Genomic DNA, 26009 nt, shown 5'->3' with positions numbered 1-26009 from the left:
CATTGGGCGCTACTCATTATTTCGGCTGCGGCCGGTTTGTACGCGCATGTTGATTCATCCTTTGCTTTCCGAAGTGCCCCAAGGGGTGCGCCAGCAGCTGATGCGGTTCGTGGAACTCCGGCACTACCGCAAAAATGACGTAGTTCTACTTACGGGCCAGCCTGCGTTTTCGATGTACTGCGTTGCCTCGGGGCTGCTGCGGGTGGGCCTGCCCACCGACGCCACTCAACGCGCGGAACTGATCACCACCAACTTCCTGCGCGTCAACGACATCTACCTGAGCGGCCCCCTTGCACAGGCCGACCGCCCCAACATCTCCGAACTCACCCTGGTGGCCGCCCTGCCCTCGGCCGTTTACGTGCTACCCATGGACATCGTACGCGGACTTTGTACGCAGTACCCCTCGATCTCGATGGCTTTGGTGGACATCAGCCTCGAACGCGCCAACATGCTCCGGCGCCAGCTGCGCCGCCGCAGCACCTTGTCGGCCGAGAAGATGGTGGCACGGGTCTTGCATGAATTGACGCAACTCGCACCGCAGGGCACCCGGGCCTTCAGCAAGCGCATCTCCCAGGCGCTCATCGCGTCGTACACCGGCCTGTCGCGCGGCGTCGTCAACAAGGTCATCAACGACCTGGAGCAGCGCGGCCAATTGCGCCGAAGCGGCGATTCGATTCAATTGGAGGAATCCGACGAATACGACACCCTTTTTGGAGAAACGCAGGAATCGCTGCGCAAGATTTATCAGCAGCAACAGCAGCAGCAAGCCAGCAAGGAATCGAGCGCTACCAATTACAAGAAGCCCAAATGGGCGTGACCTGCGATTGCTTTGCCGGTCCGGTGCGCAAGACGAATGCTTAAGTTCATTTTCAGTCCCGAATATGCGGCCCGCCGGCTGGGTAAATGGCGCGGGCTGGTTCTTTTGCTTTATTCCATCCTGCTTTTTCTGGTCGTATTTTTTGCCATCTTTGTGGCGGCACCGGCCAGCGCCGGCAGCGGCGCCTACATCGTCGTCACCGTGTCCGCCGCATTGCTCTGCGTGGTGTTCCTGCTGCGCGGCCTGTACATGCTGTACCGCGACCTGCTGTTCAAGGACTACGCCACGCTGGCCTGGCGCGCGCGCCGCAGGCACCGTTAGCCGCACCGCGACGGGGCTTCGCGCACCGCCCCGTCCTCACTCCTGCCCTGCATAGCCCACGAGTTGGGCGGGCGCCAGGCTGGATTCAGAGAGCCGCTCCTCCACCTCGCTCGCCGCCTGGAGCGGCGTGAGCTTGTGCACGCGCGCATAACCCTCGATGGCATTGCCCAGCGTCACGCGGGATACGAAAAAAGAAGTCAAACGCAGGAATGCGTGAATCGCATCCAGCCGTGCGGCCAGATCGGGTTGGGGAACGGGGACCTGTTCTGATGCGTGACTCATGCCGACTCCTGTGCGCGATTCGGCATGCGATGCAAGGAGCGTGCACATTGCCCGGAGGCCTCGGGCAGCGCCGCATTTTTTCCAAATGGACAACTTTTTTCTGCCAGCGGCGTGAGGACCGACCATCCGCAGATGCGGAGGTTTGAGCCGGGGAACTATTCCACGGATCACGGCAAAAGTTGCCGCCTTCCGCGCCGAGTGCGGCGGACCGCCAAGACCCGCATTTACCCTCCCCGCGCCGCCTTCGCGCCCATAACAAAGCAAACGAAAGCGCGGCGCAAAGGGAGAGGGTTCCATGGCTACGCTGTCACACACGCTGCGGGTGCATTCGCCCGCACTGCCGGACTTTGCCGGCACGCCCTTGCTGCAGCCCGTGCGGCTGTCGGGCCACGAGGGCGTCAATGCCCTCTTCACCTATGAGCTGATCCTGCAGACCCCCGATGCGCTGGCCCCCGGGGCCCTGGCCGATGCCTGCGCCGACATCGATCTGGACGCACTGATCGGCCGCGAGATCCACTGCGAGATCGAACTCGACGGCGCCGGCACCTTCATGCCGGGTGGTACCGGCGCCGCCTCCGATCGGATCGGCGCCGGCGTCCGCCAGATCAACGCCCTCATCACCGAAGCAGAGTTGCTGGGCGAGCACGGCCGCCGCCTGCGCTACCGCCTCGTCCTGCGCCCCTGGCTGCATCTGGCCACGCTGAACGCGGATTGCCGCATCTTCCAGAACGCCACCGTCGTCGACATCCTGGACGCCCTGCTGTCGAACTATCCCTTCCCGGTCGACAAGCGCCTGGCCGAGTCCTTCCCCCTGCGCGACTACCAGACCCAGTTCAACGAAAGCGACTTCGCCTTCTTCGAGCGGCTGTGCCAGGAGTGGGGCATCAGCTACCACTTCGAGCATGACGCCGGCGCCCACCGGCTGGTGCTCTCGGACCATCTGGGCGCCTTCCTCCCCAACCCCAGCGAGGCCTACCGCACCGTCGACTACCACCCGCCCGGCTGGAAGCTCGATGCCGAGTACCTGCATGCCTTCATGCCCGCCAGCAGGCTCACCAGCGGGCGCTACAGCAGCCGCGAGTACGACTACACCCGGCCCCGGGCCGACGTGTCGGTCAGCCGCAGCGATCCACGCCCGACCGGCTTTGCGGAGGCGGAGGTCTACAGCTGGCACGCGAGCCTGGGTGGCACCCACTACGCCCAGCCGCGCGCCGGCACCGCAGGCCCGAATGACCCGTGGGCCGAGGGCGACCTGATTGCGCGGCTTCGCATGCAGCAGCTGCGCACTGCCGGGGCCCGCGCACGGGCCAGCGGCAACCTGCGCGGCATGGTGCCGGGCTTCAGCTTCACGCTGCAGGGCCATCCGCGCGAGGCAGCCAATGCGGAATACCTGATCCTGGAAACTGAATTCCTCATTGAGGACGTCGGGCAGGACAGCCAAGCGGCGCTGGCTGCGGGGGCGACGTTAGCCCGGCCCCAGGCGCAGCAACGCTGGCAGGTGCAGGTGGACCTGCTGGCCCACCCCATCACCGAGCCGCTGCGCCCGGCGCTCACCCGCACCAAGCCCCACACCCACGGCCCGCAGACCGCACGCGTGGTCGGCCCCGAGGGCCAGGAGCTGTGGACTGACGAACTCGGCCGCATCAAGGTGCAGTTCCCCTGGGACCGGCAAGGCCAGGAGAACCCGCACAGCAGCTGCTGGGTGCGTGTCTCCAGCCCATGGGCGGGCAACCAGCTGGGCGGCGTGCACCTCCCGCGCATCGGGCAGGAGGTGATCGTGGACTTCCTGGGCGGCGATCCGGACCTGCCCCTCTGCACAGGCCGGGTGCACAACCAGCTGAACCTGCCGCCCTGGCAGTTGCCGCAGGAATCGGCGCTCAGCGGCTTTCGCAGCCGGGAGCTGACCGACGGCGGCGGCAACAGCGCAGCCGGGCGCAGCAACCACCTGGTGATGGACGACACGGCCGGGCAGATCCAGGCGCAGCTGAAGAGCGATCACCAGCACTCCAGCCTGAGCCTGGGCGCGATCACGCGCGTCGAGGACCACCAGGGCCGCAAGGATGCGCGCGGCGACGGCTTCGAACTGCGCACCGATGGGCACGGCGTGCTTCGGGCGCAGGACGGGATGCTGATCTCCACCGAGGGGCGGCCCGAAGCGCTGGGCGCGATGCGCGACATGGACGAGACGGTGCAGCGCCTGCGCGCCGCGCATGAGCAGCACGATGCGCTGGCCGAGGCCGCACAGGTGCACGGCGCCCAGCAGGCCGGCGAGGACCAGGACGATGTCCAGAAGGCCCTGCGCACGCAGAACGACCAGATCGCCGGCGACACCGGCGAGCGCAAGCGCCCCGATCCACTCGAAGCCCCGCACCTGGTGCTGGCCAGCCCGGCGGGCATCGTGGCCAGCGCGCCCGAGAGCGTCCAGCTGCACAGCGGCACGCACACCGCCGTGACCACCGGCCAGCACCTGTCGATCAGCACCGCGCAGCGCTGGCTGGCCGCAGCGGCCCAGGGCGTGCGCACCTTCGTGCGCAAGGGCGGCCTGCAGTGGATCGCCAGCCGCGGGCCCATCCAGGTGCAGGCCCACCAGGGCGAGCTGGTGCTGCTGGCGCACAAGGACGTGCGCATCACCAGCGTCGAAGGACGCATCCGCATCCAGGCGCGCAAGAAAGTCGTGGTCATCGGCGGCGGCAGCTACACCGAGTGGAGCGCCCAGGGCATCCGCCACGGCACCGCCGGCACCTGGCAGGAGCATGCGGCGCTGCATGCGCAGGTGGGGCCGATGAGCCGACCCGTGCAGAGCCAGGACTTTGCGCAGGGCGACTACCCACCCGAGCGGCGGCAGGGACGCCGCTTCGGCCCCTCCAGCTGACGCGGCGGCGATCACACCGCAGCGCCGCGCTCCACGCGCCTTCTTTTCGCACTTTCGTCGCGCCTTCCGTCCCTGCTTAGCCGCCATTCCAGTCGCCGCCCACCATGCTCATCAGCCCGCCCTTTTTGCCGCCACCGCAAGCCAACGAAGCGGCCTTCCTCGATGCAGCCATGCCCGAATGCATCGATGCCTCCCACGGCACCAAAGGCGCACCCCAGGGCTCCTTTCCGCTGGTGAGCAAGCTCACCTGGCACAACGGCATGCACCTGGACGCGCCGTGCGACGCCCAGAAGCATCGGCTGCCCGTGCGGGCGATTGCCGACGGCACCGTGATCTACCGGCGCGACAGCGCACCCCACAGCGACGATCCGAAGCACCCGCTCAACTACAACCCCTACGGCGAGCGCGCCGCCTGGACCGACACCGGGCTCGTGATCGTGCGCCACACCACCGACATCGGCGCCACCGGCGACACCCCGACGCAGATCACCTTCTACAGCGTGTACATGCACCTGGCCCGCATCGAGGCCGCCGTGCAGCCGGGCAAACCCATCTGGCGCAAGGACGCCATCGGCACCGCCGGACGCCTGTTCGGCCAGGAAGGACGGCTGCACTTCGAGATCTGCCTGGACGCCCGCGACCTGCAGCAACTGCTGGGCTCCGCCCGACCGATGCGCTGGACGGACCCCGGCGCCCCACCCAAGGACAACGGCAGAACCGACGCCGTGTTCGGCAGCATCTATGTCTACCTGCCCGGCGGCACGCCCGTGCGCACCAGCCCGCCGAAGTCGCAGCTGCGCGCAAAGCCGACGGGCGGCGCCAGTGCCGCGACGGACTACTTCGAGCCCGACACGCTGCACGAGGCGCAGTGGGTCGAAATCCGCTACGGTGCCTCGGGCTCAGCGTCACAGGGCGGCGATGCCACGCTCACCAGCTACCGCGCCACCGCCGGGGCCGGCGGCTTGCAGGTGGGCCAGCGCATCGGGCAGCCGTATGTGGAAAAGGACTTCGAGTACGACATGTACAAGGAGGCCAACCGCCGACACAACGACCTGAGCGCCGCCGACCAGGCACGCAGCAGCCCGAGCGGCTGGTACGAGCTGCTGCGCTTTGGCCGCAACCTGGGGCCCGACCCCCTGCCCGCCGATGCCGCTCACTGGCGGCCCATTCCCACCGACAGCGGCCACGTGTGGGCCGACCTCAATGCGCCGGGCACCTACAAGTTCAGCGATGCGGACTTTCCGGCATTCCGGGGCTGGCAATGCTTTGACGACGACACCAGCCCGCTGGACCAGCGCTGCGACTCCGTCGAACTCAAGCGCCTGATCCGCGACCCCGCGCAACCCGAAACCCTCAAAGACCGGGACGCGCTGGCCAAACGGCTGAACGTGCCGGAAGTCCGCGCCAAGCTCGAATACGCGATCTGCCGATTTCCGACCGAATGGGACAAGGCCACGATCACCCAGCGCTATGAATGGCTGAAGACGGATGAGGAATTCCGGATGTCCGAAGGCCACGGCTGGGAGGAGTTCGCGGCGCACTGCGAAGCGCTGGGTTGCGATGACCTGCCGCAGGAGTACAAGGAGGCCTATTGGCATTTGCATCCGAAGCGCTTCATCCAACATCTTCATCAATGCATGTGGCTGGACAAATCAGAAATTAGTTCGATTTATCCAAAGAAGATCTTCTTAGAGGTCGGAAAAACGGCCGAATACTATTCCAAATTATATCAAATACCCCTTGGAATAACTCTTCGAAAATACGGCCTCAGTAATCGGCTCCGCGCTTCACATTTTTTTGGTCAGATGGCAAGAGAAAGTTATTTTTTGATGGCAACCAGAGAAACTTCGATAGCGGTTTCGGCGGCCATTCGAAAAAATCATCTGACAATTCAAGACGAATTAAGTGGGCCTTTAACTGAAACTCCGCAAAACCACGCGCAAGTTCAATATCTCCTCCGATACGAGGGACGAAAGAGCCTAGGAAATACAGATCCGGGAGACGGTCTTAAATTTCGTGGCCGCGGTATGAAGCAATTAACGGGAAGGTACAATTATGCGCAATTCTGGATTTTCCATGGATGGCTGCAAAAAAGTAGTTTTAACCCTCAATGGTTTAATAAAGGAAAACCAGGACCGATCATAAACAATCCGGAGGTTATTGGAAATGATCCATATCTAGCCTTAGACAGCGCCGGATTTTATTTTGCGATGCAAAAAATAGGAATGGCGAGCGATCAAGGTGTTAATGAATTGGCCTCAAATAAAGTCACTGCATTGATCAACCCTCACGAAGTACCCCCGAACCCAGATAGATGGAACTATACGAAATCCACGTATGAATACCTTAGCGAAAAAATTTAAGCGAGCAGCATCCGTCTTAATCGCCATCTACATTTCCGCTGCAAGCGCAGAGATAATTGGCGCGAAAATTTCTGGCAACAGAATAAAAATAGAGACTGACACCGCCGGAACCAGCATTTCCATAGATGCAAGAGGAACGATTTGGGGCTACGAGGTGAATTGTAATAAATCGAAGCTGGTGGCTTGGGGCGTTCCTGATGAACTAAATTATAACGCTCCGCAAATTGGATTCGTGACGATTGTCGACAGCAAAAGTCCACTAGCCGCCAAGAGGAAGATTTTAGGGCAAGGAGTTATGGATGTCCAATTCATGAAAAATAGAAATTATGCTCTACTAGTATCCGATTCAGCTGTAATAATTAATCTGGATAATGGAAAGATTCAATATGTTCCAAGTGAAGAAAATCTAGATAATTTCTCCCACGAGGAATGTCGCAAAGCAGGTTGGCAGACGTTTCGGAAATACTAAAGCAATCATGTATCAGCCAACTGAAACCTGCTCAGGCATGATCCAAAAGAGAGACGCCTGCAACGGCTTCTGTACTCCACATGATCGGAACCAATGCTCATCAAACACTCCACTCTATTGGCGATTTCGTTACTCGTACTGAGTACAACCTACGCAGAAGTGCTGGAGGAGAAGCGCTGCTGCTCGTACCAAATTAGAAACGCGGGAGAAAAGCAATATGCGCTAAAGCTCCACATCTACCGGGACGCGAAGACTGGGCAAGAACTTTTCGCAAACGTCCAGTACAAGGGAGGGAGCTATATACCTGCGGTCTGGCAATCCAAGGTGATTCCGGATCAGGAGGAAGAACTAGGCAACTATGAAATCAAGAGGGTCGAAATCATCAACGGGAAAATAACTGGAGAGAATATTTAGAGGCAAGGACGGGGGCCGGTAATCGCCAAGGAAAATATCTAGAATATATAAGCAGAACTAAAAAAAGTAAGTCTCCCGTGATTTTTTCCTACTGAGTACAATAAATGCCAACAGGTATACAAAAACAATTCATGTAAGCTTTTGGCAGCGCCATAGGGATATCCCACCTCCAATTCATCGAGCCATCAGCAGAGGAATTTCTGCACGCCCATCATTGTCGATAGCGTGTTTCAGCGGCCATGAAAAAACACATAATTATTTCCGTTCTTATATTTTCCTCCACAATCAACGCAAAAGAAATAAGCGTAGAAAACATATCAAAGAATTTCTTTAATCAATGTCGAAGCGAGATTGAAAAAACGAATAAAAACTGCAATGTAGGTTGTGGAATGGCATATATTCAATGCTATCAGGGTGCAGAGGACCTAATAGCGAGTGAAACATCGAAATTGCAGGCGCAAATAAAAAATCCTGCGTGCATAGCCGAAGTAAGAAAAATAATTGATGCTATTGACCGCCTTAAATCTGATTTGTCTTCTGACACGCGATTTGATTCGACCGGTGCAGCAATGGAAATAAAACAGCACATAGAAATCATGAAATACAAGTCAGTAGCCTCACTCCTAGCTGAATGCAAGAGGTAAAAATTAACAAGAAATTCAGCTCATCCCTTCGGCTCGCCCCCTGATGCATATGTCTCGCTCCACGCCAAACGAAATATAGGCCCTTTGCCTCACTGCTAGGTCTACAAAGCCGTCTGTTGCTTACCATGAAATATGCAAGTCTGATCCTTGTTTTTCTTTGCGGAATCGCTGACGCCACAGCAGCGGAGCCCGAAAAATACCGGAACCAAATTCGACTTCAAGTTACCAGAAAGCCCGCCTTGATCATAGGACGAGCTTTCAACAGGAAGGGCCAGGAAATTTTCAAGGTGACGCAGAATACGGAAGAAGCGCCATTTGCCGACATGCGCCTTGTAGACATTGATGACGACGGATTTCCGGAAATTGAGACAACCGGGCAGTGCGGACAATCATGTGTGCATGACATCTACAAAATGATGAATAACCAATATGTCAAGGTCTTCTCCGGATCGTACACATCAGTTTTATTTATAAAAAACCTATATGTTTTCAGGGGATCAAGTGGTTGCTGCTCAGAGGATGTGCGTGTCTATGAGCGCCTTACAAGCTCGAAAAGGAAGCCAGATTATTCTTTTTCTATCCAAAGAAACGATGAGGAAGATTGTCAATCGAACCCAAAGATTCTTCCTCCCAAAATCAGCTTTTTGTCGGACTATCTTTGCAAAAACTAGTGTGCCTCACTAATTTCTAGATGAGTTTTTAACTCCGCATCAGAAAATTCATGATTTTCTGTCCATTATCCACTCGCTCAGTGTAGATAACTGATTGCCGCCCATAAATAAGCACGGTTCTTCAGGCCACTCGATCCGAAATTTCAGGAAAAAATAGCGGAATGATTAATAAAGCAAAGACACTCCTCTTCTTTCTCCTATATTGCCTGCCCTTCTTCTGTTTTTCTGATGAAAAAACAGTGGCATGCAGAATCGAACTAACGGCTCCAGAGCGCGCACTTTATCAGGGAGATTGCGAAATTCACCGTGAGGGCGGTGGAACCTTCACCTTATGGGCGCCACATCCGGAGAACCATCCGCCAATATTTGAGGACATGTCAACCATCACCGTCTTCGTCGTAAACAGAAATAGAGCCAAGGTGAGTGGCATGACCACTGACGGTATACAGAATACATGGGGAGATGCAATCCGTTCCAAATCCGACGCGGGCTGCTGGACTGGACCCGACTTTCAAGTATGTGCTTGGCGTAGATAACGAGTCGAATAATTAAGATGGGTTCAGCGAATATCGGAATTTCTAAAATATTGCTGTTTCTGTACGCCGTTGTCGCTGCCCTCAATCCGAGCGCACACGCGGAAAAGCCGGAAGCGCTAAACCAAATATCTGCTTCTCTGTTATTACAGAAAATCCGCAGATTCAACTACACGCACACAATCGATGGCTACCAGATCAAGTGCGACAAAACCAAAGCGCTGGTTTGGGGAAAGCCGAATAAATTCAATACCAATCATCCCCAGGACAGCGAGGCGACATTGGTGGATCTTGAGAAAAATAAGATTGTCAGAACCTTTGGAGTAAGCAGCGGTATTTTCGGCGCTGGGTTTTTGAAGGATGGGCAACGCCTCAATATCGAATCCGGAAACGGTGTCATGATTGATCTTCGAACGGCTTCTGAAATCAGCGAGGACTACTATTTCGATACTGAAGGAAAATACGAAGAATGCCCTGATTTCAAGGGCCGGTCGTTTCTGAGATATTCAAAGTAGTCGCAGATTTTTCAATCCGCTCCAGGCGCGCCGGATCAAGCTCTATCCACGCAGAAACTACACGGCGCGTCGACGGCTTCTGTACTCCACATGATCGGAACCAATGTTCATCAAACACTCCACTCTATTGGCGATTTCGTTGCTCGTGCTGAGCACAACCCACGCAGAAGTGCTGGAGGAGAGGCGCTGCTACTCCTACCAAGTTAGAAATGCGGGAGAAAAGCAATATGCGCTAAAGCTCCACATCTACCGGGACGCGAAGACCGGGCAAGAACTTTTCGCAAACGTCCAGTACAAGGAAGGGAGCTATATCCCCGCAGTCTGGCAATCCAAGATGATTCCGGATCAGGAGGAAGAACTAGGCAACTATGAAATCAAGAGGGTCGAAGTCATCAACGGAAAAATAACTGGAGAATACCTGGAGGTGAGGACAGGAGCAGGAATCAGGCAGGGAGAATATCTAGAATATATAAGAAGAACCAAGCCGAGCAAAGCTCTCGTGATCTTCTTTCCCGAGGAATACAGCAGCTGCCAACAAGTGTGCGAAAAAAATTCCTGCAGGTTTTTGGCGGTCCCCTAACGGCGTCTGCCACTGCCGGCCTTCACGGGCCATTCGCTTGTAGTCCTAGAAGAATAATGCTCAACCCCTATGCGCAGTGCTTTTAGAACGCATGCGTTTTGACGTTAGAACAAACAGCGAAGCTTATAAAACAAGTAAAAGAGATACGGTGCCAAAAGACGAAGTCACAGGCTTCAGCCCACCGTCCTCATAAAACAACAAACACATGTAAGTTTGAGTAAGTGCAAACCCTGCCTCATAATGTTCAACATTCCGGCAGTCGGTGCATCGGCGCAGGGTGCTGGCCCGCATCTTCAACCCTTCCTCTTACTTCCATGATCCTTGTGACAGGCGGCGCCGGCTTCATCGGCGCCAACTTCGTGCTCGACTGGCTGGCTGGTGCCGACGAGCCGGTCGTCAACCTCGACAAGCTGACCTACGCAGGCAACCTCCAGACGCTGGCCTCGCTCGATGGCGACAAGCGCCACGTCTTCGTGCAGGGCGACATCGGCGACAGCACTCTCATCGACCGCCTGCTGGCCGAGCACCAGCCCCGCGCCGTCGTCAACTTCGCCGCCGAGTCGCATGTGGACCGCTCCATCCACGGCCCCGAGGACTTCATCCAGACCAACGTGCTGGGCACCTTCCGCCTGCTCGAATCGGTGCGCGGCTACTGGAGCCAGCTGCCGGCCGAGCGCAAGGCGGCCTTCCGCTTCCTGCACGTCTCCACCGACGAGGTCTACGGCACCCTCTCGCCCACCGACCCGGCCTTCACCGAAGAGAACAAGTACGAGCCCAACAGCCCCTACTCGGCCAGCAAGGCCGCCAGCGACCACCTGGTGCGCGCCTGGCACCACACCTACGGCCTGCCGGTGCTGACCACCAACTGCTCCAACAACTACGGGCCCTTCCACTTCCCCGAGAAGCTGATCCCGCTCATGATCGTCAACGCCCTGGCCGGCAAGCCCCTGCCGGTCTACGGCGACGGCATGCAGGTGCGCGACTGGCTCTACGTGAAGGACCACTGCAGCGCCATCCGCCGCGTGCTGGAAGCCGGCCAGCTGGGCGAGACCTACAACGTGGGCGGCTGGAACGAGAAGCCCAACATCGAGATCGTCAAGACCGTGTGCGCGCTGCTGGACGAGCTGCAGCCCCGCGCCGACGGCAAGGCCTACGCCGAGCAGATCACCTACGTCACCGACCGCCCCGGCCACGACCGCCGCTACGCCATCGACGCACGCAAGCTCGAGCGCGAACTGGGGTGGAAGCCGGCCGAGACCTTCGACACCGGCATCCGCAAGACGGTCGAGTGGTACCTGGCCAACCAGGAGTGGGTGCGCAACGTGCAAAGCGGCGGCTACCGTGACTGGGTGGCCAAGCAGTACGGAGAGCAGCCGAAGGCGGCGGCATGAAGGTCCTGCTCTTCGGCAAGGGCGGCCAGGTCGGCTGGGAGCTGCAGCGCAGCCTGGCGCCGCTGGGTGAGCTGGTCGCGCTGGACTTCGACAGCACCGAGCTGCACGGCGACTTCAGCCGGCCCGAGGCGCTGGCCGCCACGGTCGAGGCCGTGCGGCCCGACGTCATCGTCAATGCCGCGGCCCACACGGCCGTGGACAAGGCCGAGAGCGAACCCGACTTCGCCCGCGCCCTCAACGCCACCGCCCCCGGCGTCGTGGCCCAGGCCGCGCAGAAGCTGGGCGCGCTGATGGTCCATTACTCCACCGACTACGTCTTCGACGGCAGTGGCGAGACGCCCTGGCGCGAGGACGACGCCACCGGCCCGCTGTCGGTCTACGGCGCCACCAAGCTCGAAGGCGAGCAACTGGTGGCCGCCCGCTGCGAGCGGCACCTGATCTTTCGCACCAGCTGGGTCTATGCAGCGCGCGGCGGCAACTTCGCCAAGACCATGCTGCGCCTGGCCAGGGAGCGCGAGCGCCTGACTGTCATCGACGACCAGTGGGGCGCGCCCACTGGCGCCGAGCTGTTGGCCGACGTGACGGCGCTGGCCATCCGCGAGACGCTGCGCGATCCGGCCAAGGCGGGCCTGTACCACCTGGTGGCCGGCGGCACGACGACCTGGAACGGCTATGCCCGCTTCGTCGTCGAGGAGGCGCTGCGCCGGGGCGTCGAACTCAAGACCACGCCCGACGCGGTGGAAGCCGTGCCCACCAGTGCCTTCCCCACGCCGGCTAGGCGGCCGCACAACTCGCGCCTGGACACCTCGCGCATCCGCAGCACCTTCGGCATCGAACTGCCGCACTGGCAGACGGGCGTGGCCCGGATGCTGGCCGAAACCCTTTAAAGAGATTGACGATGACTCAAAGCAGAAAAGGCATCATCCTCGCCGGAGGCTCCGGCACGCGCCTGCACCCGGCCACGCTGGCCATCAGCAAGCAGCTGCTGCCCGTCTACGACAAGCCGATGGTGTACTACCCGCTGAGCACGCTGATGCTCGGCGGCATGCGCGATGTGCTCATCATCAGCACGCCGCAGGACACGCCGCGCTTCCAGCAACTGCTGGGCGACGGCAGCCAGTGGGGCATGAACCTGCAGTACGCCGTGCAGCCCAGCCCGGACGGGCTGGCCCAGGCCTTCATCATCGGCGAGCAGTTCCTGGCCGGCGCCCCCAGCGCGCTGGTGCTGGGCGACAACATCTTCTACGGCCACGACCTGCAGCAGCTGCTGGGCGCCGCCGACGCGCAGCCCAGCGGCGCCACCGTCTTCGCGTACCACGTGCACGACCCCGAGCGCTACGGCGTCGTCGAGTTCGACCAGGCCGGCCGCGCGGTGAGCATCGAAGAGAAGCCCGCCCAGCCCAAGAGCAGCTACGCCGTCACCGGCCTGTACTTCTACGACCAGCAGGTCGTGGACATCGCCAAGGCCGTCAAGCCCAGCGCGCGCGGCGAGCTGGAGATCACGGCCGTCAACCAGGCCTACCTGGAGCAGGGCAGCCTGAACGTGCAGATCATGAAGCGCGGCTATGCATGGCTGGACACCGGCACGCACGAAAGCCTGCTGGAGGCCGGCCAGTTCATCGCCACGCTGGAGCAGCGCCAGGGCCTGAAGATCGCCTGCCCTGAAGAGATCGCCTGGCGCGCCGGCTTCATCGACGCCGCCCAGGTCGAGAAGCTGGCCGCGCCGCTCAAGAAGAACGGCTACGGCCAGTACCTGCTGCGCCTGCTGCGCGAGGAGTACCGGGGATGAACGTCACGCAGACCAAGCTGGAAGGCGTGCTGATCCTGGAGCCGAAGGTGTTCGGCGACGAGCGCGGCTTCTTCATGGAAAGCTTCAACCAGCGCGTGTTCGACGAGGCGGTGGGCCGGCACATCGAATTCGTGCAGGACAACCATTCGCGCTCGACCCGGGGCGTGCTGCGGGGCCTGCACTACCAGCTGCAGCAGGCGCAGGGCAAGCTGGTGCGGGTGACGCGCGGCGCGGTGTTCGACGTGGCGGTGGACATCCGCAAGAGCTCACCGACCTTCGGGCAGTGGGTGGGCGTGGAGCTGAGCGAGAGCAACCACCGGCAGCTGTGGATCCCGGCCGGCTTTGCGCACGGCTTCGTGGTGACCAGCGACAGCGCGGACTTCCTGTACAAGGCCAGCGACTACTACGCGCCGGCGCATGAGCGCAGCATCCTGTGGAGCGATCCGGACATCGGGATCGAATGGCCGGACTTTGGGGGGGAAGCGAAAGTGTCTGCCAAGGATGCGGCGGCTTCAAGCCTCGCGCATGCCGACATTTTCCGATAAGCGCTAGCTTTGGCAGCGGTTCGCGGACACATCATCAAAAGCGAAGTTAGTTTCCCTATCCCCGGCGGCCAGTGCAGCAGGCACTCAGCATCCTGGCCGCGCTGCGGCTTTATTGCGACCGGATCGGGCTGTCCATGCAGGCGATGATCGCCGCGCTGATCTCGCCTGGACTCATACCCACCAAATCCAGGGCCAGCCGGCGGAAGAACTTTAAGCTCGAGCACCGGCTTCTGCGTGGCTCAGTGCACACTAATTCGTCCGCCCTGAACAACCCGTAAGCCGTTGATCTGGCGCGAAGTTTGTCGGCCGGGTGGGCGCGGGATTTGCAAGGTATAGGCATCAGCAGATGCTGTTTCTTGCAAATTCCTCCGAGGAGTCCGATGGGCCCGAAGCCTTCGCAGCCGCAAACGGCCGGGATGTTCCGTCCAAGGCTGGACGAGCAGATCAACATGAAGCACCCGCTGGTCAAGCTGGCGGCACTGATCGACTGGGCCGAGATCGAGCGCACGTTCGCGGTCTCTTTCACCTCCGGGCGCGGCCGCCCTGCCTTGCCATCGCGCCTGATCGCCGGGCTGCTGTACCTGCAGCACACCTTCGATGCTTCTGACGAAGCCGTGGTCAACACCTGGGTCGAGAACCCGTACTGGCAGTTCTTCTGTGGCGAGACCTACCTGCAGACCGAGGCGCCCATCGATCCGTCCCGCCTCACACGCTGGCGCCAGCGTGTCGGAGAAGAAGGCGTGGAAGCGCTGCTGGCCGCCAGCATCGATGCCGCCCGGCGTGGCGGCGTGATTCAGAAAGCCAGCGTGCAGCAGGTCATCGTGGACACCACGGTGATGCCCAAGGCCATTGCCCATCCGACCGACAGCCGGCTGCTCGACAGGAGCCGCCAGCACCTGGTCAAGGCGGCCGAGGACAACGGGCTGCGGCTGCGCCAGAACTACAACCGTGTGGCGCCGCGCCTGGCCGCGCAGATTGGGCGCTACGCGCACGCCAAGCAGTTCAAACGCATGAAGAGGGCCGTGCGCACGCTGCGCACCCCCGTGGGCCGCGTGCATCGCGAGGTGCAGCGCCAACTGCACGAGTTGCCCGAGGCAGCCAGAGCCCGGGTTCAGGATCTGCTGCAGCGCACCGGCCGCATCCTGACCCTGCGCACGAAGGACAAGAACAAGCTGTACGCCCTGCACGCCCCCGAAGTGGAGTGCATCAGCAAGGGCAAAGCCGAACCCCTTACGAGTTCGGCGTGAAGGTGAGCATCGCCACCACGTTGAAAGAGGGCTTGGTGGTGGGCATGCGCTCCATGCCGGGCAATCCGTATGACGGTCACACGCTGGCCGAGACGCTGGAGCAGGTGGGCATCCTCACCGGTCCGACAGGCCGCCGGCGACCGCGATTGTGGACAAGGGCTATCAGGGTGTGCAGATTGAGGGCGTGCGCATCCTGCGCTCGGGCCAGAGGCGGGGCCTGACCAAAACCCTCGAGGCCATGATCAAGCGAAGAAGCGCCATCGAGCCGGCCATCGGGCACATGAAGATGGACGGGCGCCTCGCTCGCAACCCGCTCAAGGGCGCGCTGGGCGATGCGCTGCACGCGGTGATGTGCGGCGCCGGGCACAACCTGCGCCTGATCTTGGCCGCGCTGCGGCTTTATTGCGCCCGGCTGGGGTTCGCCGTGCAGAAGGTCATCGCCGCGCTGATCGCCCATTCGCTCGACAACCGACCGGCATGCGGCTAAGAACGGGATTGTTCAGGGCCGACTAATTCGTCCGAGAAGGAATCACACAGCTATTAATAAAACTAAACATCCAGCTCTGTGACTCAGAGATGGAATCTTAGTTTTCAAGGCAATACCCACATATCCCCAATGGACAAGGCGCGGGCGCTGCGCATCGAATCCACAGACGCAGCGCTTTTCCCGTCCACAAGCCCGCCATTTAACGCCACAATTTTCACCGGACCCTCACTTCGATTTATTATCTCAATCTCACGACCGGCATTATCACGAGAATCGGGAAGCTGAATAATACCAAAAGCACATTTAGTCAAACAAACGATTTTCCCGTCTGACTCAGTAACAGTATATTTTTTTTCATTATTGAGGCTTATTTTATAATTGATTGGCGTCATACGACCCTTTGCATCCACCGCCCAAAGCACCCGTTTATTATCGGCGGAGCGAACAGAAATAGGTGTATCTTCTTTATTTAGCGTAAACACCATCTGTCCTTTAGCATCCAATTGAAATTTTTTAACCGTTTCGCCAGGCCCACGTACCACAATTGCATCACCCCCTAGCTTAGGTTCAAGCAGCACGCTAGTTTTCGATTTATAGTCAAAAAACCCCACATTTTCCGCACGGCCGGATTCAACCTCACCAACGCCCACGGAATGAAAGTTCGTTGAGCCATCCATTCCAAATTGCGCTTTAAATCCGGCGGTTTGGTGTCGCCACGACAAAAATGTCGTATCCCAACCAGTAACACTTCTAGCATTTGGACCTCTACCCCAAAACGCAATTTTCCCTCCGTTTCTTCCAAGAGGTATTGCGTCAACGCCCACCGCCATAGTAGGAACTTGGATGCGCGAATCATCCATTACACCAATCTCTAGCGCAGTTGCCTCCCTAACGCCCGCCGAATTCGGAACAGAAGAATCGTTCAAAAAAACATTTAGATTAGCTGCCCAAATTTTAGTAACAGGATTAATATAGAGCCCTTTATCATTAGTGGGAACACTAGAAACTTCATCACCTCCCGCCCTATACCACCCTGAAACTACAATTGAGTGGGGAGACCAGCTGACCAGAAACCCACTCCATTTTGGATTATGGGCTGTATCAACAATCATTCCAGCCTTAAGATTACGAGTATCTATCTCTTGAGTAAACTGTGCACCATCTTTCGAATATTTGACCTCGTATTTTGACGCATCGACTGTTGGAGACTTCAACGTGTTTTCAGCGTAAAAAGCGACGGAATCTCGGGACCCATATTTCGCAAGTTTTTTTGCTTCAGTTAATCCTAGAACACGCGCCTGCTGAGATTTTTCTGCTGGATTAGCAATAACCGAAAACCCTGTTGCCGAATCTTCAGTTCCAAAAGTGTCAGAGACAATCCGCTTGGCATCGAAATATAGAGTTCCCGGCAATCTATCCAACCCGCCGATGGCCGTGCCGGGATCCATTTTCCAGATAATGTCCAAACCGTTTGCACTGACCGGTCGGTTAATATCGTATTTCCCACTGGGCAGAACGACTATGACCGTCTGGGCCTTTCCATCAAGGACAGATCGAGAACGGTAAGCCGAAGCGGCTGACTTGGATATCGCCGCCTCGATACTCTCAGCAGTCACAGGAATGTTTGCATCAACAAATACAGCCATCAAATCGATCCAAGGATGCCATTTGGGGGAAAATTTAGAAAGGCAACAGGAAGGGCATTACTTCCAAAACCTTCGATGCATACTAACGCGGCGCTTTATTCCTAAAGGTAGTCTTTTCTCGCTTCGCCCGAGCTTGTAAGCCAATATCTTTGCGAAATTCCGAAATACCAAATTTGGCCACAGATAAACGCGAAATATTCCAAAAAATTTTAATTCAGATCTAACGAAGCGGAACCCTTCACCACGAGGTCCCCCAAAGCTGCTTAAAATCCACGGCTCTTGTGCATGAAATACGCCCGTATCGAAGTACCTCTTAAATTCCTCAAGAACTGTGTAATTGTGAGAATGAAAGCAACGTACATCACCTGCGTAAACGATCTTCCATCCTTGCAAAATCATTTTTGCTGCAACGTACATGTCTTCGCCTAGGATTACATTAGAAGGGAAGCCTCCAACGCTCTCGAGGGCGGATTTTCGATACGCCGAAAATGAATTCGACATGAATGCGGCCTTAATACCCATGGCAGGAATAGCCGCACGATCCTTTACAACCACATTCGGCGGATAATTGAACTGACGCGCATGGATTGCAATTTTTGATGCGTCGCTATGTGGAAGCTGTCGAGCACATACGGCACCAATATCAGGGTCCAAAAAATAGCTACTTATTCTTCGTATTGAATCTACCTCGCTTAGAATAGCATCTTGAGTTAGATAAATATAAACATCGTAATCTGGGTATTTTTCTACCATTCTTTGGCGGGTACCGCCGTGATTAAAGTCGGATGACTCTATTTTATCTAAATATCTTATTATCTTTGTTGATGTAAGAGTTTCATATGTTCCATCTGTCGACGAAGAATCGACGACAATTATGTCGAACTTTGCGTCCTGAATTTCTAACGAGGCGAGAAGAAGAGAGATGCAACTCCTTGCGTTATAGGTTGGAATCACGCAAGCAACCTTTTGCATAGATTTTCCCTTACCTACTAAAAAATTCCAGTTGAAACAAGCGCCTTCTTTAGTAGAGCAAAAGGCAAATTTCGTTTCCGGTACTTTTTAGCAATGAAAACGTCATTTTTTGCCGACTCCCGCTTTGCCCAATCAGCTACCCCACCACGATTAGTCCAACCCCTGCAATGAAACGCATAGGAGCACAAAAATATCACAGGCTGATAACCAAAGCTTTTAGCTCGCAGAGAATATTCAATGTCTTCCTTATACATATGGAACGTACTCTCAAACCCGACCTTTCCTTGACTGTCTAAACATCTTAACAACGCCTCCTGAGACACTAACGTCAGCGCACCGCATGCTGCATCGATGTGATAAAAAGTTTTGCCGGCATCAGAACGCTTCATGACCCTTCGATCGTACCAACGCCCTAGTCGAGAGCAAAAAATCCCCAGCGAGTCGTATTTTTCTTCGGCCCGCATTTTTGCTATATCGAATTTTATTAACGGGACTGTGTAAACACCGAAATTTGGATTAGCGTCAGCAAAGCGCAGCAAGCGCCCTAATTCCTCTGCATCGATTCGTGCATCAGGGTTTAGAAAAAGCACATACCTAAATTTATCTAAAGAAAAAAGAGCTTGTGCGTTTCCCCCAACAAAACCGAGATTGGTCGCGTAAAAAACTGAATGATTGCTTCCTCGCTCGTATTTTGCTAAATAGCTTACATCAGTAGAACCCGAGTCAATAATTCTAATTTCGACATTTTCGGCGCCACTCAGACCCGATACGCACCAATCAATGTGCCTCGCACTATTATGAGTAACGACAATCACTAAAACATCTTTAATCATGTTATTTTATTAACACCGCAATTTTTTCAGGAACCGGCCCTAGCTTGTTGCTGAGTCCATCTGCGAACGCCATCCAGAGGCATCGAAGCCTATCTCTTTTTCTGTCCATGAAAAGAGAAATTTTTAGAGATTCAAGGAAAAATCCGAAAAACAGTTTGATCAATACCAATGGCGTCAAACCAAGATGTTTTTTTATTGTCCAAACTAAATTTCTTCTATTCAGGTAGATAAACCCATATCGAGCCATAGGCACAAGAAGAATTCTTCTTTTTCCTATGATCGACTTGTACTCAACTCGAGGTTTGTCTTTATGCCGAATGATTGCAGCGGGAACTAACAAGAGTTTACCCAGCTCTTTTAGCCGAAGGCAATATTCGACATCATCGTTATATATAAACATCTTTGCTTCAGGCAGACCAACGTCTTTAACGCAGGTCGCCCTAAAAAGCAACCCGACAAACGAGGCGGTATCAATTTCCTTAATTTCGCCGGAGTCGTATGCACTCTTTGGAATAGCCTGCTGTATCTCAGGTACCAGCCTGCCGCCCACACGGCCCCTATGAAGCAACTGAATATGGCCATCTAAACCAACGACGCGAGGCGCCACAGCGACCGTATTCGCTTCCCCGTTAATGGTCGAGACCAGTGTTTCCAAGCACGTTGCGTCCGGAGCAGCGTCGTCATCCATTACCCAAAGAAAATCGAAATCTCCTTCACTGGCTAGTTTTATCCCCTCGTTGAATCCCCCAGCGCCGCCTGTGTTTGACGGAAGACGGCGATAGGTAACTACATCATGGGCGCCGTATTGGCTGCGCATCTGTTCGTATGTACCGTCGGTAGAGGCGTTGTCGATAACAAGAACGGAACTGACCGGATAAGATTGAGTAAGCAAGGCCTCTATACACTCTAGTAGCAATTCCCTACGGTTAAAGGTAACGACCACTGCGCAGATCTTATTTGTCATACAACACCTCTTTTAAGAACAAAATTTCTTTTCGGAACAACGCGTATTTTTAACATTAGCCATACCGGGATTAATAGCACTAGACCATTAAGTAAAATATAGAACGGCGCGCCGCGGCCTATACCTTGATACAACAGAATTTCCAGAGATAACCATATAAACACGGAGGAAAAAGATTTCCTGATCTTTACCGTTATTCTCCCCAAACCCAGGCCGATTGCTAGCAAGACCAGCGGTGCCCAAACCAATCCAAAATCATGAACTACAGGGGCTATAACTGAAGGAGTGACAGGCACGGAAAAGTCATCGGCAGGCACACCGTAAAGCACATGAGAGAGCTCTAGCACGTACAACTTATCATCAATTCCCAAAAGCCGATTGAAAGGATAAAGAATCTCTCCGATGAAAGCGGAAGAGCTGGAAAATTGTAGATGATTAAATTCCGACTTCACGGCCATTTGCAGAGCGTCGGGGCCCGACAACGCGATGCGATCATATAAATAGTCATAAATAGATTCGCTAGCGGTGCCGCTGCCTTTTGTAAATACCGCTTGAACGCCCGCCAAAAAGATGAGTGCCACTCCGATTAAAGCGACGTTTACAATTGATTTCTTTAAAGACCGCCGCGGCAAGAATCGCGAAATAACCAGGAAAATGAATAGCAGTCCAAGCAAAGATGCTTTGTGCCCTCTTAGAAACGTCGTTACCGCCGCAATTAAAACCAAGATCCACGCCAGTCTTACTAGCTTTTTTGGCTGCGATATAGATTTGTTCCAGATTAAAATAATAAATCCAATTGTTGCCAGCATGCTCGGCCCATACGTCGCCACGCGACTGGGAATTCCAAGTAGCCCGGAATCGGCCGAGGAAAAGCGCGATGCATTGACATCTTCCGAAAATGCCGGCAATCCGATTATCGAATAATGGACCATACACCCAACACTGATAACAAGGGCAATTCCAACTATCGGACGATAAATAGTAAGAGGAATTGGGAAAACTAATGATTCGCTATTGAATTTCTTAAACCGTCGTGTAGAAATAAAAAAACCTAGCACAAACGCCAGAGCAGAGCCCGCGACAAAAGTGGCCTGATAAGGCTCACCCGTGAGCGCAATTAATACAGCCGCCACAAGGCCAATTCTTGAAACCTCAATCGAAGCGACCATGCCACCAGAAGGTGGCAGTCTCCCAATTAACGCAACAACTACGATTGCGGCGAAAATTATGAAAATCATTTATTTCAATAGGAAGGACACGAGGTCCTTCACTCCTTATCTGTTTGCAGCCAATATCTTTGACGACAATTCCAAGGCTGCTCCAACAACCTGGTCCATATTATAGTATTTGTATTGGGCTAGTCGCCCAACAAAATAAGTACTCTTGCAGCTTTCGGCAAGATCTCTGTATTTGTCATAAAGCGAATTATTTTCTGGCCGAGGAATAGGATAATAAGGGTCACCTTCGTCGGTTGGAAATTCATATACAACTGACGTCCCGTTAATTTTCTGACCAGTCAGATGTTTAAACTCTGTGATCCGCGTGTAGTCGTAATCATTCGGGAAGTTAATTGTTCCTACTTGCTGAACGCGATCATCCTCGGGATGATGTTGGTGCTTGAAACTCAAGGATCGGTAGGGCAATTTACCATAGCAATAGTCAAAATACTGATCTATTGGACCGGTGTATACCACGCCATCAAATAGCTGTTCGTCTGACTTATTAAACTCTTTGCCCAATTCAACTTTAATGTTTGAACTTTCCAGCATCCGCGCAAACATGGTGCTGTAGCCAGCCGCAGGCATAAACTGAAACTCATCAGAAAAGTAACGGTCATCGGAGTTGGAGCGAGTGGGTATGCGGGCTGCGACACCGGCGCTCAGCTGACTGAGATCGAGACCCCATTGTTTTCTTGTATATCCTCTGAAGAATTTTTCGCACAAATCAGTGCCTACGGAGCTAAGGACGACGTCTTCACTCGTGGAGATTTTTTCGACCTTGATGCTGACGTCCTTTAGATAACTCTCCACTTCAGCCTCTGATAGCTGGAGTCCGTACAATTCGTTGATCGTGGTGCGGTTAATTGGAATTGGATATAGCTTTTGATTCACCTGTGCGAGGACACGATGCTCGTAAAATCGCCAATCGGTAAACTGAGAGAGCCACTGAAATACTCTCTTTGAGTTTGTATGAAAAATATGCGGACCATATTTATGCACCAAAACTCCGTGCTCGTCCAAATGATCATAGGCATTGCCCGCAATATGTGGTCTTTTATCAATCACCGTCACGCTGAAGCCGGCATCAGCAAGCTGCCGCGCCGTAACTGCCCCAGAAAATCCAGCGCCCACCACAAGAAACTTTTTAACAGACATATAGGTCCTTATTGCACCAAATCAACAACTTTTTTTGCTTGCGCGCTCAGGCGCTCGATCGTATTAAGTATTTTCCGGCGGGAATCCGCGCCGCGCTCCAAATAATATTGAACGTCCCGGACTATTGCTGCAATCTCCTCGCCTGAGGGAGTAACTGAATAATGGGTAACCTTGTCGTACTCCATCACTTCCTGCAGTGTCTTGTTTTTATGGGAATTAGATCCCAAAAAAATACAGGGCGTTCCGCCGCAAGACGCCATAATGGATGGATGGAATCTGCCAGTAACGAACACTTCAGAGCCACTCACAATCGCGGCACCAGCGAGCACCGGCACTGAATATTTAATTATCGGGGTGTTGGTAAGGCGCGCGACGTCGTCCAAGAATAGATCGCCGATACAAGTCTGAACAATAAGGACCGGCATCCCCAATTGCTTCAGCGCTGCGACCAAATTAACAAAAGACGAGGTTGTTTTTTCTTTATCCGTGATTAGCGAAGTTCCGGCGACACAGATGTAGGGGCTTGAAAAATCGAATACCTCGAGTAGGTCATCGTTTCCAAAGCCAAGCGAAAGCTTTGGGTTTTTTCGAAACATCAACCGCGCGTCGCCTATCTTTTCCTTCCATGTGAAAAGAGCATCGGGATATAGATATGCCTTCACTCCAGGAGCGAGCGTCCGAGCCGTTACTAGGGACTCATGATCTCTGAGCGATACCGCAGCCGCGTTCTCAAGTAAATCACCTACGACCTCCGCCGCCGCCTTGTTCATCGGCGTAATGGGGGACTCAGACAACATTGCGTTTAGCAGATAATACGGCTTCTTTAGCTGCCTCGCATACTCCATGATGAAGCACAAGTATGCGGCATCACGATCTAGAGGTTCTCTAAATATCAGAGTGCCCTCACCGTTAATAACGATAGCGTCACACGCGCGAATGTTCTGAGCAATTTCCTCGAAACGCGGAATAGTTGTTCGTAGTTGCTCGAACCGAATTACTGACTTGCTCGGCGTGCTATCAATAAAATCATCCCAGCCGCCAAACATCTTATCCAGCAACCGGAGGGCTTTCGCCGCCTTCGGCAGTTTGGCGCGCAGGCCCCAAGCCGTGTTAAATACTATTTTTGGTAAGATTCCCTTTTTGTGGATGGCGGGAAATGCGTAAGCGTTCCACCCGCTATTATTTCCCGTTTCCACGCCGATACGGTCAATAATTTCGTGCTGCTCCTCTAATAATTCAGAAAGCGCGACGCCCGTTGCGCGGCATCCCCAGTTCGGGAACATGCGAAGGTCATTAACATAAAGTATCTTCATAATCTATCTTTTTAAAGGGAAAATGGCTCTATTTACTAGAACACGGAAAATCAAAAAGTCTTTATTTAGGTAAATTAGAGCATAATTTGCCACGAACAATGAGACCAATGTCGAAAACGCAGAGCCGGCTATTCCATATTTGGGTATGAGAAGATAGTTGAGACAAAAATTTATGACAAGCGCAACACCAGTGCGCCAAATGAGTGCTCTTTCTTTTTTCTTTATCATGAAAAATCGCACGGAAATTGAGCCAAGTGCTGTCAACGGTGCGGACATCATTAATATTACGAAAACGATGCCCGCATCCTTGTACTGCACTCCAAAGAATAATTCAATTATCTTATTTCCGAATAAAAGACAAAGTAGCGCTACTACCACGCCGAGCCAAATCAGAGAAGACGCTATTTTTTGGAGTATGGCGTTGAAACTCTTCCTGCTCGTTTTGTGCGCTTTTGCGAGCAAGGGCAACGCTGCAACACTTAGAATATAGGGGACAAGCATCCATCCCTCATACAAACGAGCGGCTGCTGAATAGAGACCTAGCTCATACGCTCCCAACATTTTTTTTATCATAAACTGGTCTATCCGCATATAAAGGATACTGGCCAGAGCAGCAACAGTTAGTGAGACCGATCCTTTAAGCATTTCTCGTACCTGAGATAGCTCCTTATAGATTTTTAGCTGCAATTTCTCCGTTTTGAAAAATAGATAAAAGAATACTGCGGACAAAACGAAGTCGAGCGCATACGCACAAGCTAACCAAAGGACGTCAAGCTTGAGGTAGACTACAGTTAATTTCGACAGCGCAGCTAATATGTTAGATAAAATTCTAGCGAGTGAGCTTAAGGCGAATTTATTTTGCGCTTGGAAATAATATTCGATCGGACTTAGGCACTGGAATAATACGCCGAAAATTATTATCTGGACGGCTCTTGATTCAACATCACTGCCACTAAAGATTAGAATTAAAGTACCGCATATGATGAGGCTCGTAATGAACGAGATCGTTATTGCGGTTCCAAGAAGATGGTCCGATTTTTCAGGAAATTGAGCGACTTCTCTGACCAAAGTCGAATCAAATCCGATTTTGCAAATTGCAGAAGCTATCGCGGCTATAGCTAGTGCGTAGCTTATCTGTCCAAATCCATCTGGACCAACCGATCGGGCGACATAGGCGGTAACAAAAAATAGCGTTACTACTTTAAGGGCTTGTTCTAAAATCATCCATAAGGCATTTCTACCGATTTTTCGCAACATGTTGCTGGTCGCCGAAATGCTTTAGTAGGAACCGCGTCGCGCGAAAACAGCGGCCACAGTTTTCATTATGATGATTATGTCGCCCATTAATGACCAATGCTTCGCATATTCTGTATCCAGCCTTACTCGCTCGCCATAATCCAGATCATTTCGCCCGCCAACTTGCCAAGGCCCCGTAATTCCAGGTCGAACTTGCAAATAATATTGCGTACACTTGCCATAATATCGCTGGAGTTCTTGCTCAATAACTGGCCGCGGTCCAACAATGCTCATGTCACCTTTGAAGACATTCCAAAATTGCGGCAATTCATCTAAACTAGTTTTTCTGAGAATTTTGCCCAATTTAGTGATTCGCGGATCGTTCTTCAATTTGAAATCGCGCTCCCACTCCAATCGAGCTTCGGCATTATTCTTGAGATGATTCTCTAGCACTTCCGCAGAGTTGATCACCATCGATCGAAATTTAAGACAGCTGAATTTCCTTCCGTTTTTCCCGACTCTCGTGTGTTTGTATATGGCCGGTCGTCCGACGCTCACCACGACACAGAGCCACAGAATTATATACACCCATCCAAAGAGCAAAAAAAATGCGCTCGAAAATCCAATATCGAACCCGCGCTTTACGACTTTTTTCATCCGAAATTTAGAACGCCAACTGCTCCGCTCTTCAAAGGAATGCCCTTCGTAGTTTGTTTTGAAATCTTCAATT

The 26009-nt window shown here is 54.4% G+C and carries 25 protein-coding genes and 1 pseudogene; 15 read left to right on the top strand and 11 right to left on the bottom strand.

The genetic code is table 11. The features are described from left to right. Positions 1-46: 46 nt before the first annotated feature. Together L0984_RS12795 and L0984_RS12790 are read left to right on the top strand one after the other, a co-directional pair. Positions 47-817, top strand: a complete 771-nt coding sequence (locus tag L0984_RS12795; protein WP_234193948.1) for a Crp/Fnr family transcriptional regulator — start codon at positions 47-49, stop codon at positions 815-817. Positions 818-853: 36 nt separating this feature from the next. Continuing rightward, on the top strand, positions 854-1138 hold the full coding sequence (locus L0984_RS12790; RefSeq protein ID WP_234193947.1) for a hypothetical protein: 285 nt from the start codon (positions 854-856) through the stop codon (positions 1136-1138). Between the two features lie 36 nt (positions 1139-1174). On the opposite strand, the gene L0984_RS12785 is transcribed toward L0984_RS12790, so the two are convergent. Continuing rightward, positions 1175-1420 carry a hypothetical protein gene (locus L0984_RS12785; RefSeq protein ID WP_234193946.1) on the bottom strand — a complete coding sequence of 82 codons (246 nt, stop codon included), beginning with the start codon at positions 1418-1420 and terminating at the stop codon, positions 1175-1177. 295 nt (positions 1421-1715) lie between these two features. Between L0984_RS12785 and L0984_RS12780 the strand changes: the two genes are divergently transcribed. From L0984_RS12780 to L0984_RS12760, 5 genes are all read left to right on the top strand, one after another. Beyond that, the gene (locus L0984_RS12780) at positions 1716-4292 is read left to right on the top strand and encodes a type VI secretion system Vgr family protein (RefSeq protein WP_234193945.1); all 2577 of its coding nucleotides are present in this window, start codon (positions 1716-1718) and stop codon (positions 4290-4292) included. 104 nt (positions 4293-4396) lie between these two features. Beyond that, positions 4397-6655: a M23 family metallopeptidase gene (locus tag L0984_RS12775; protein ID WP_234193944.1), complete on the top strand. Its 2259-nt coding sequence runs from the start codon at positions 4397-4399 to the stop codon at positions 6653-6655. Next, on the top strand, positions 6630-7124 hold the full coding sequence (locus tag L0984_RS12770; protein ID WP_234193943.1) for a hypothetical protein: 495 nt from the start codon (positions 6630-6632) through the stop codon (positions 7122-7124). Before L0984_RS12775 ends, L0984_RS12770 begins: the two co-directional genes overlap by 26 nt. Positions 7125-7217: 93 nt before the next feature. Beyond that, positions 7218-7538, top strand: coding sequence for a hypothetical protein (locus tag L0984_RS12765; RefSeq protein ID WP_234193942.1), 321 nt, complete (start codon positions 7218-7220; stop codon positions 7536-7538). Positions 7539-7777: 239 nt separating this feature from the next. Further along, complete coding sequence (locus L0984_RS12760; protein WP_234193941.1) at positions 7778-8182, top strand: hypothetical protein; 405 nt, start codon at positions 7778-7780, stop codon at positions 8180-8182. A gap of 101 nt (positions 8183-8283) precedes the next feature. Here L0984_RS12760 and L0984_RS12755 read toward each other — a convergent pair whose 3' ends face one another. Next, a complete protein-coding gene (locus tag L0984_RS12755) occupies positions 8284-8571 on the bottom strand; it encodes a hypothetical protein (protein WP_234193940.1) in 288 nt (95 codons plus the stop codon). An 835-nt stretch (positions 8572-9406) separates the two neighbouring features. Here L0984_RS12755 and L0984_RS12750 point away from each other — a divergent pair. The 8 genes and pseudogenes from L0984_RS12750 to L0984_RS12715 all read left to right on the top strand — a co-directional run bounded on the left by L0984_RS12750 (position 9407) and on the right by L0984_RS12715 (position 15940). Beyond that, the gene (locus L0984_RS12750; protein ID WP_234193939.1) at positions 9407-9901 is read left to right on the top strand and encodes a hypothetical protein; all 495 of its coding nucleotides are present in this window, start codon (positions 9407-9409) and stop codon (positions 9899-9901) included. 103 nt (positions 9902-10004) lie between these two features. After that, a complete protein-coding gene (locus L0984_RS12745) occupies positions 10005-10481 on the top strand; it encodes a hypothetical protein (protein WP_234193938.1) in 477 nt (158 codons plus the stop codon). 314 nt (positions 10482-10795) lie between these two features. Beyond that, positions 10796-11872, top strand: coding sequence for a dTDP-glucose 4,6-dehydratase (gene rfbB / locus L0984_RS12740; RefSeq protein WP_234193937.1), 1077 nt, complete (start codon positions 10796-10798; stop codon positions 11870-11872). After that, a complete protein-coding gene (rfbD, locus tag L0984_RS12735; protein ID WP_234193936.1) occupies positions 11869-12759 on the top strand; it encodes a dTDP-4-dehydrorhamnose reductase in 891 nt (296 codons plus the stop codon). The genes rfbB and rfbD overlap by 4 nt, the downstream gene beginning before the upstream one ends. 11 nt (positions 12760-12770) lie before the next feature. Continuing rightward, entirely contained in the window at positions 12771-13661 is an 891-nt protein-coding gene (rfbA, locus tag L0984_RS12730; protein ID WP_234193935.1) for a glucose-1-phosphate thymidylyltransferase RfbA, read from the top strand. After that, entirely contained in the window at positions 13658-14206 is a 549-nt protein-coding gene (gene rfbC, locus L0984_RS12725; protein WP_234193934.1) for a dTDP-4-dehydrorhamnose 3,5-epimerase, read from the top strand. The genes rfbA and rfbC overlap by 4 nt, the downstream gene beginning before the upstream one ends. A gap of 71 nt (positions 14207-14277) precedes the next feature. Beyond that, entirely contained in the window at positions 14278-14484 is a 207-nt protein-coding gene (locus L0984_RS12720; protein WP_234193933.1) for a hypothetical protein, read from the top strand. Positions 14485-14586: 102 nt separating this feature from the next. Next, positions 14587-15940 (top strand): annotated as a pseudogene (locus L0984_RS12715) (IS5 family transposase). Between the two features lie 104 nt (positions 15941-16044). On the opposite strand, the gene L0984_RS12710 reads toward L0984_RS12715, so the two are convergent. The 9 genes from L0984_RS12710 to L0984_RS12670 form a co-directional block, all read right to left on the bottom strand. Beyond that, entirely contained in the window at positions 16045-17586 is a 1542-nt protein-coding gene (locus L0984_RS12710; RefSeq protein WP_234193932.1) for a hypothetical protein, read from the bottom strand. Between the two features lie 57 nt (positions 17587-17643). Further along, complete coding sequence (locus tag L0984_RS12705; RefSeq protein WP_234193931.1) at positions 17644-18558, bottom strand: glycosyltransferase; 915 nt, start codon at positions 18556-18558, stop codon at positions 17644-17646. 17 nt (positions 18559-18575) lie between these two features. Continuing rightward, positions 18576-19391 carry a glycosyltransferase gene (locus L0984_RS12700; RefSeq protein ID WP_234193930.1) on the bottom strand — a complete coding sequence of 272 codons (816 nt, stop codon included), beginning with the start codon at positions 19389-19391 and terminating at the stop codon, positions 18576-18578. Between the two features lies 1 nt (position 19392). Then, positions 19393-20355: a glycosyltransferase family 2 protein gene (locus L0984_RS12695; RefSeq protein ID WP_234193929.1), complete on the bottom strand. Its 963-nt coding sequence runs from the start codon at positions 20353-20355 to the stop codon at positions 19393-19395. Then, the gene (locus L0984_RS12690; RefSeq protein WP_234193928.1) at positions 20352-21524 is read right to left on the bottom strand and encodes an O-antigen polymerase; all 1173 of its coding nucleotides are present in this window, start codon (positions 21522-21524) and stop codon (positions 20352-20354) included. Before L0984_RS12690 ends, L0984_RS12695 begins: the two co-directional genes overlap by 4 nt. Before the next feature lie 105 nt (positions 21525-21629). After that, on the bottom strand, positions 21630-22730 hold the full coding sequence (gene glf, locus L0984_RS12685; protein WP_234193927.1) for a UDP-galactopyranose mutase: 1101 nt from the start codon (positions 22728-22730) through the stop codon (positions 21630-21632). A gap of 8 nt (positions 22731-22738) precedes the next feature. After that, a complete protein-coding gene (locus L0984_RS12680) occupies positions 22739-24013 on the bottom strand; it encodes a polysaccharide pyruvyl transferase family protein (protein WP_234193926.1) in 1275 nt (424 codons plus the stop codon). A 33-nt stretch (positions 24014-24046) separates the two neighbouring features. Beyond that, entirely contained in the window at positions 24047-25300 is a 1254-nt protein-coding gene (locus L0984_RS12675) for a flippase (protein WP_234193925.1), read from the bottom strand. A 21-nt stretch (positions 25301-25321) separates the two neighbouring features. Next, positions 25322-25936, bottom strand: a complete 615-nt coding sequence (locus L0984_RS12670; protein WP_234194396.1) for a sugar transferase — start codon at positions 25934-25936, stop codon at positions 25322-25324. Positions 25937-26009: the final 73 nt, after the last annotated feature.

Origin of the sequence: Pseudacidovorax sp. NFM-22 (genome assembly GCF_021401245.1) — a bacterium.
Lineage (GTDB): Bacteria > Pseudomonadota > Gammaproteobacteria > Burkholderiales > Burkholderiaceae_C > Xenophilus.
The sequence above is the reverse complement of the archived record's forward strand: the minus strand, read 5'-3'. Positions and strand labels throughout refer to the sequence as shown.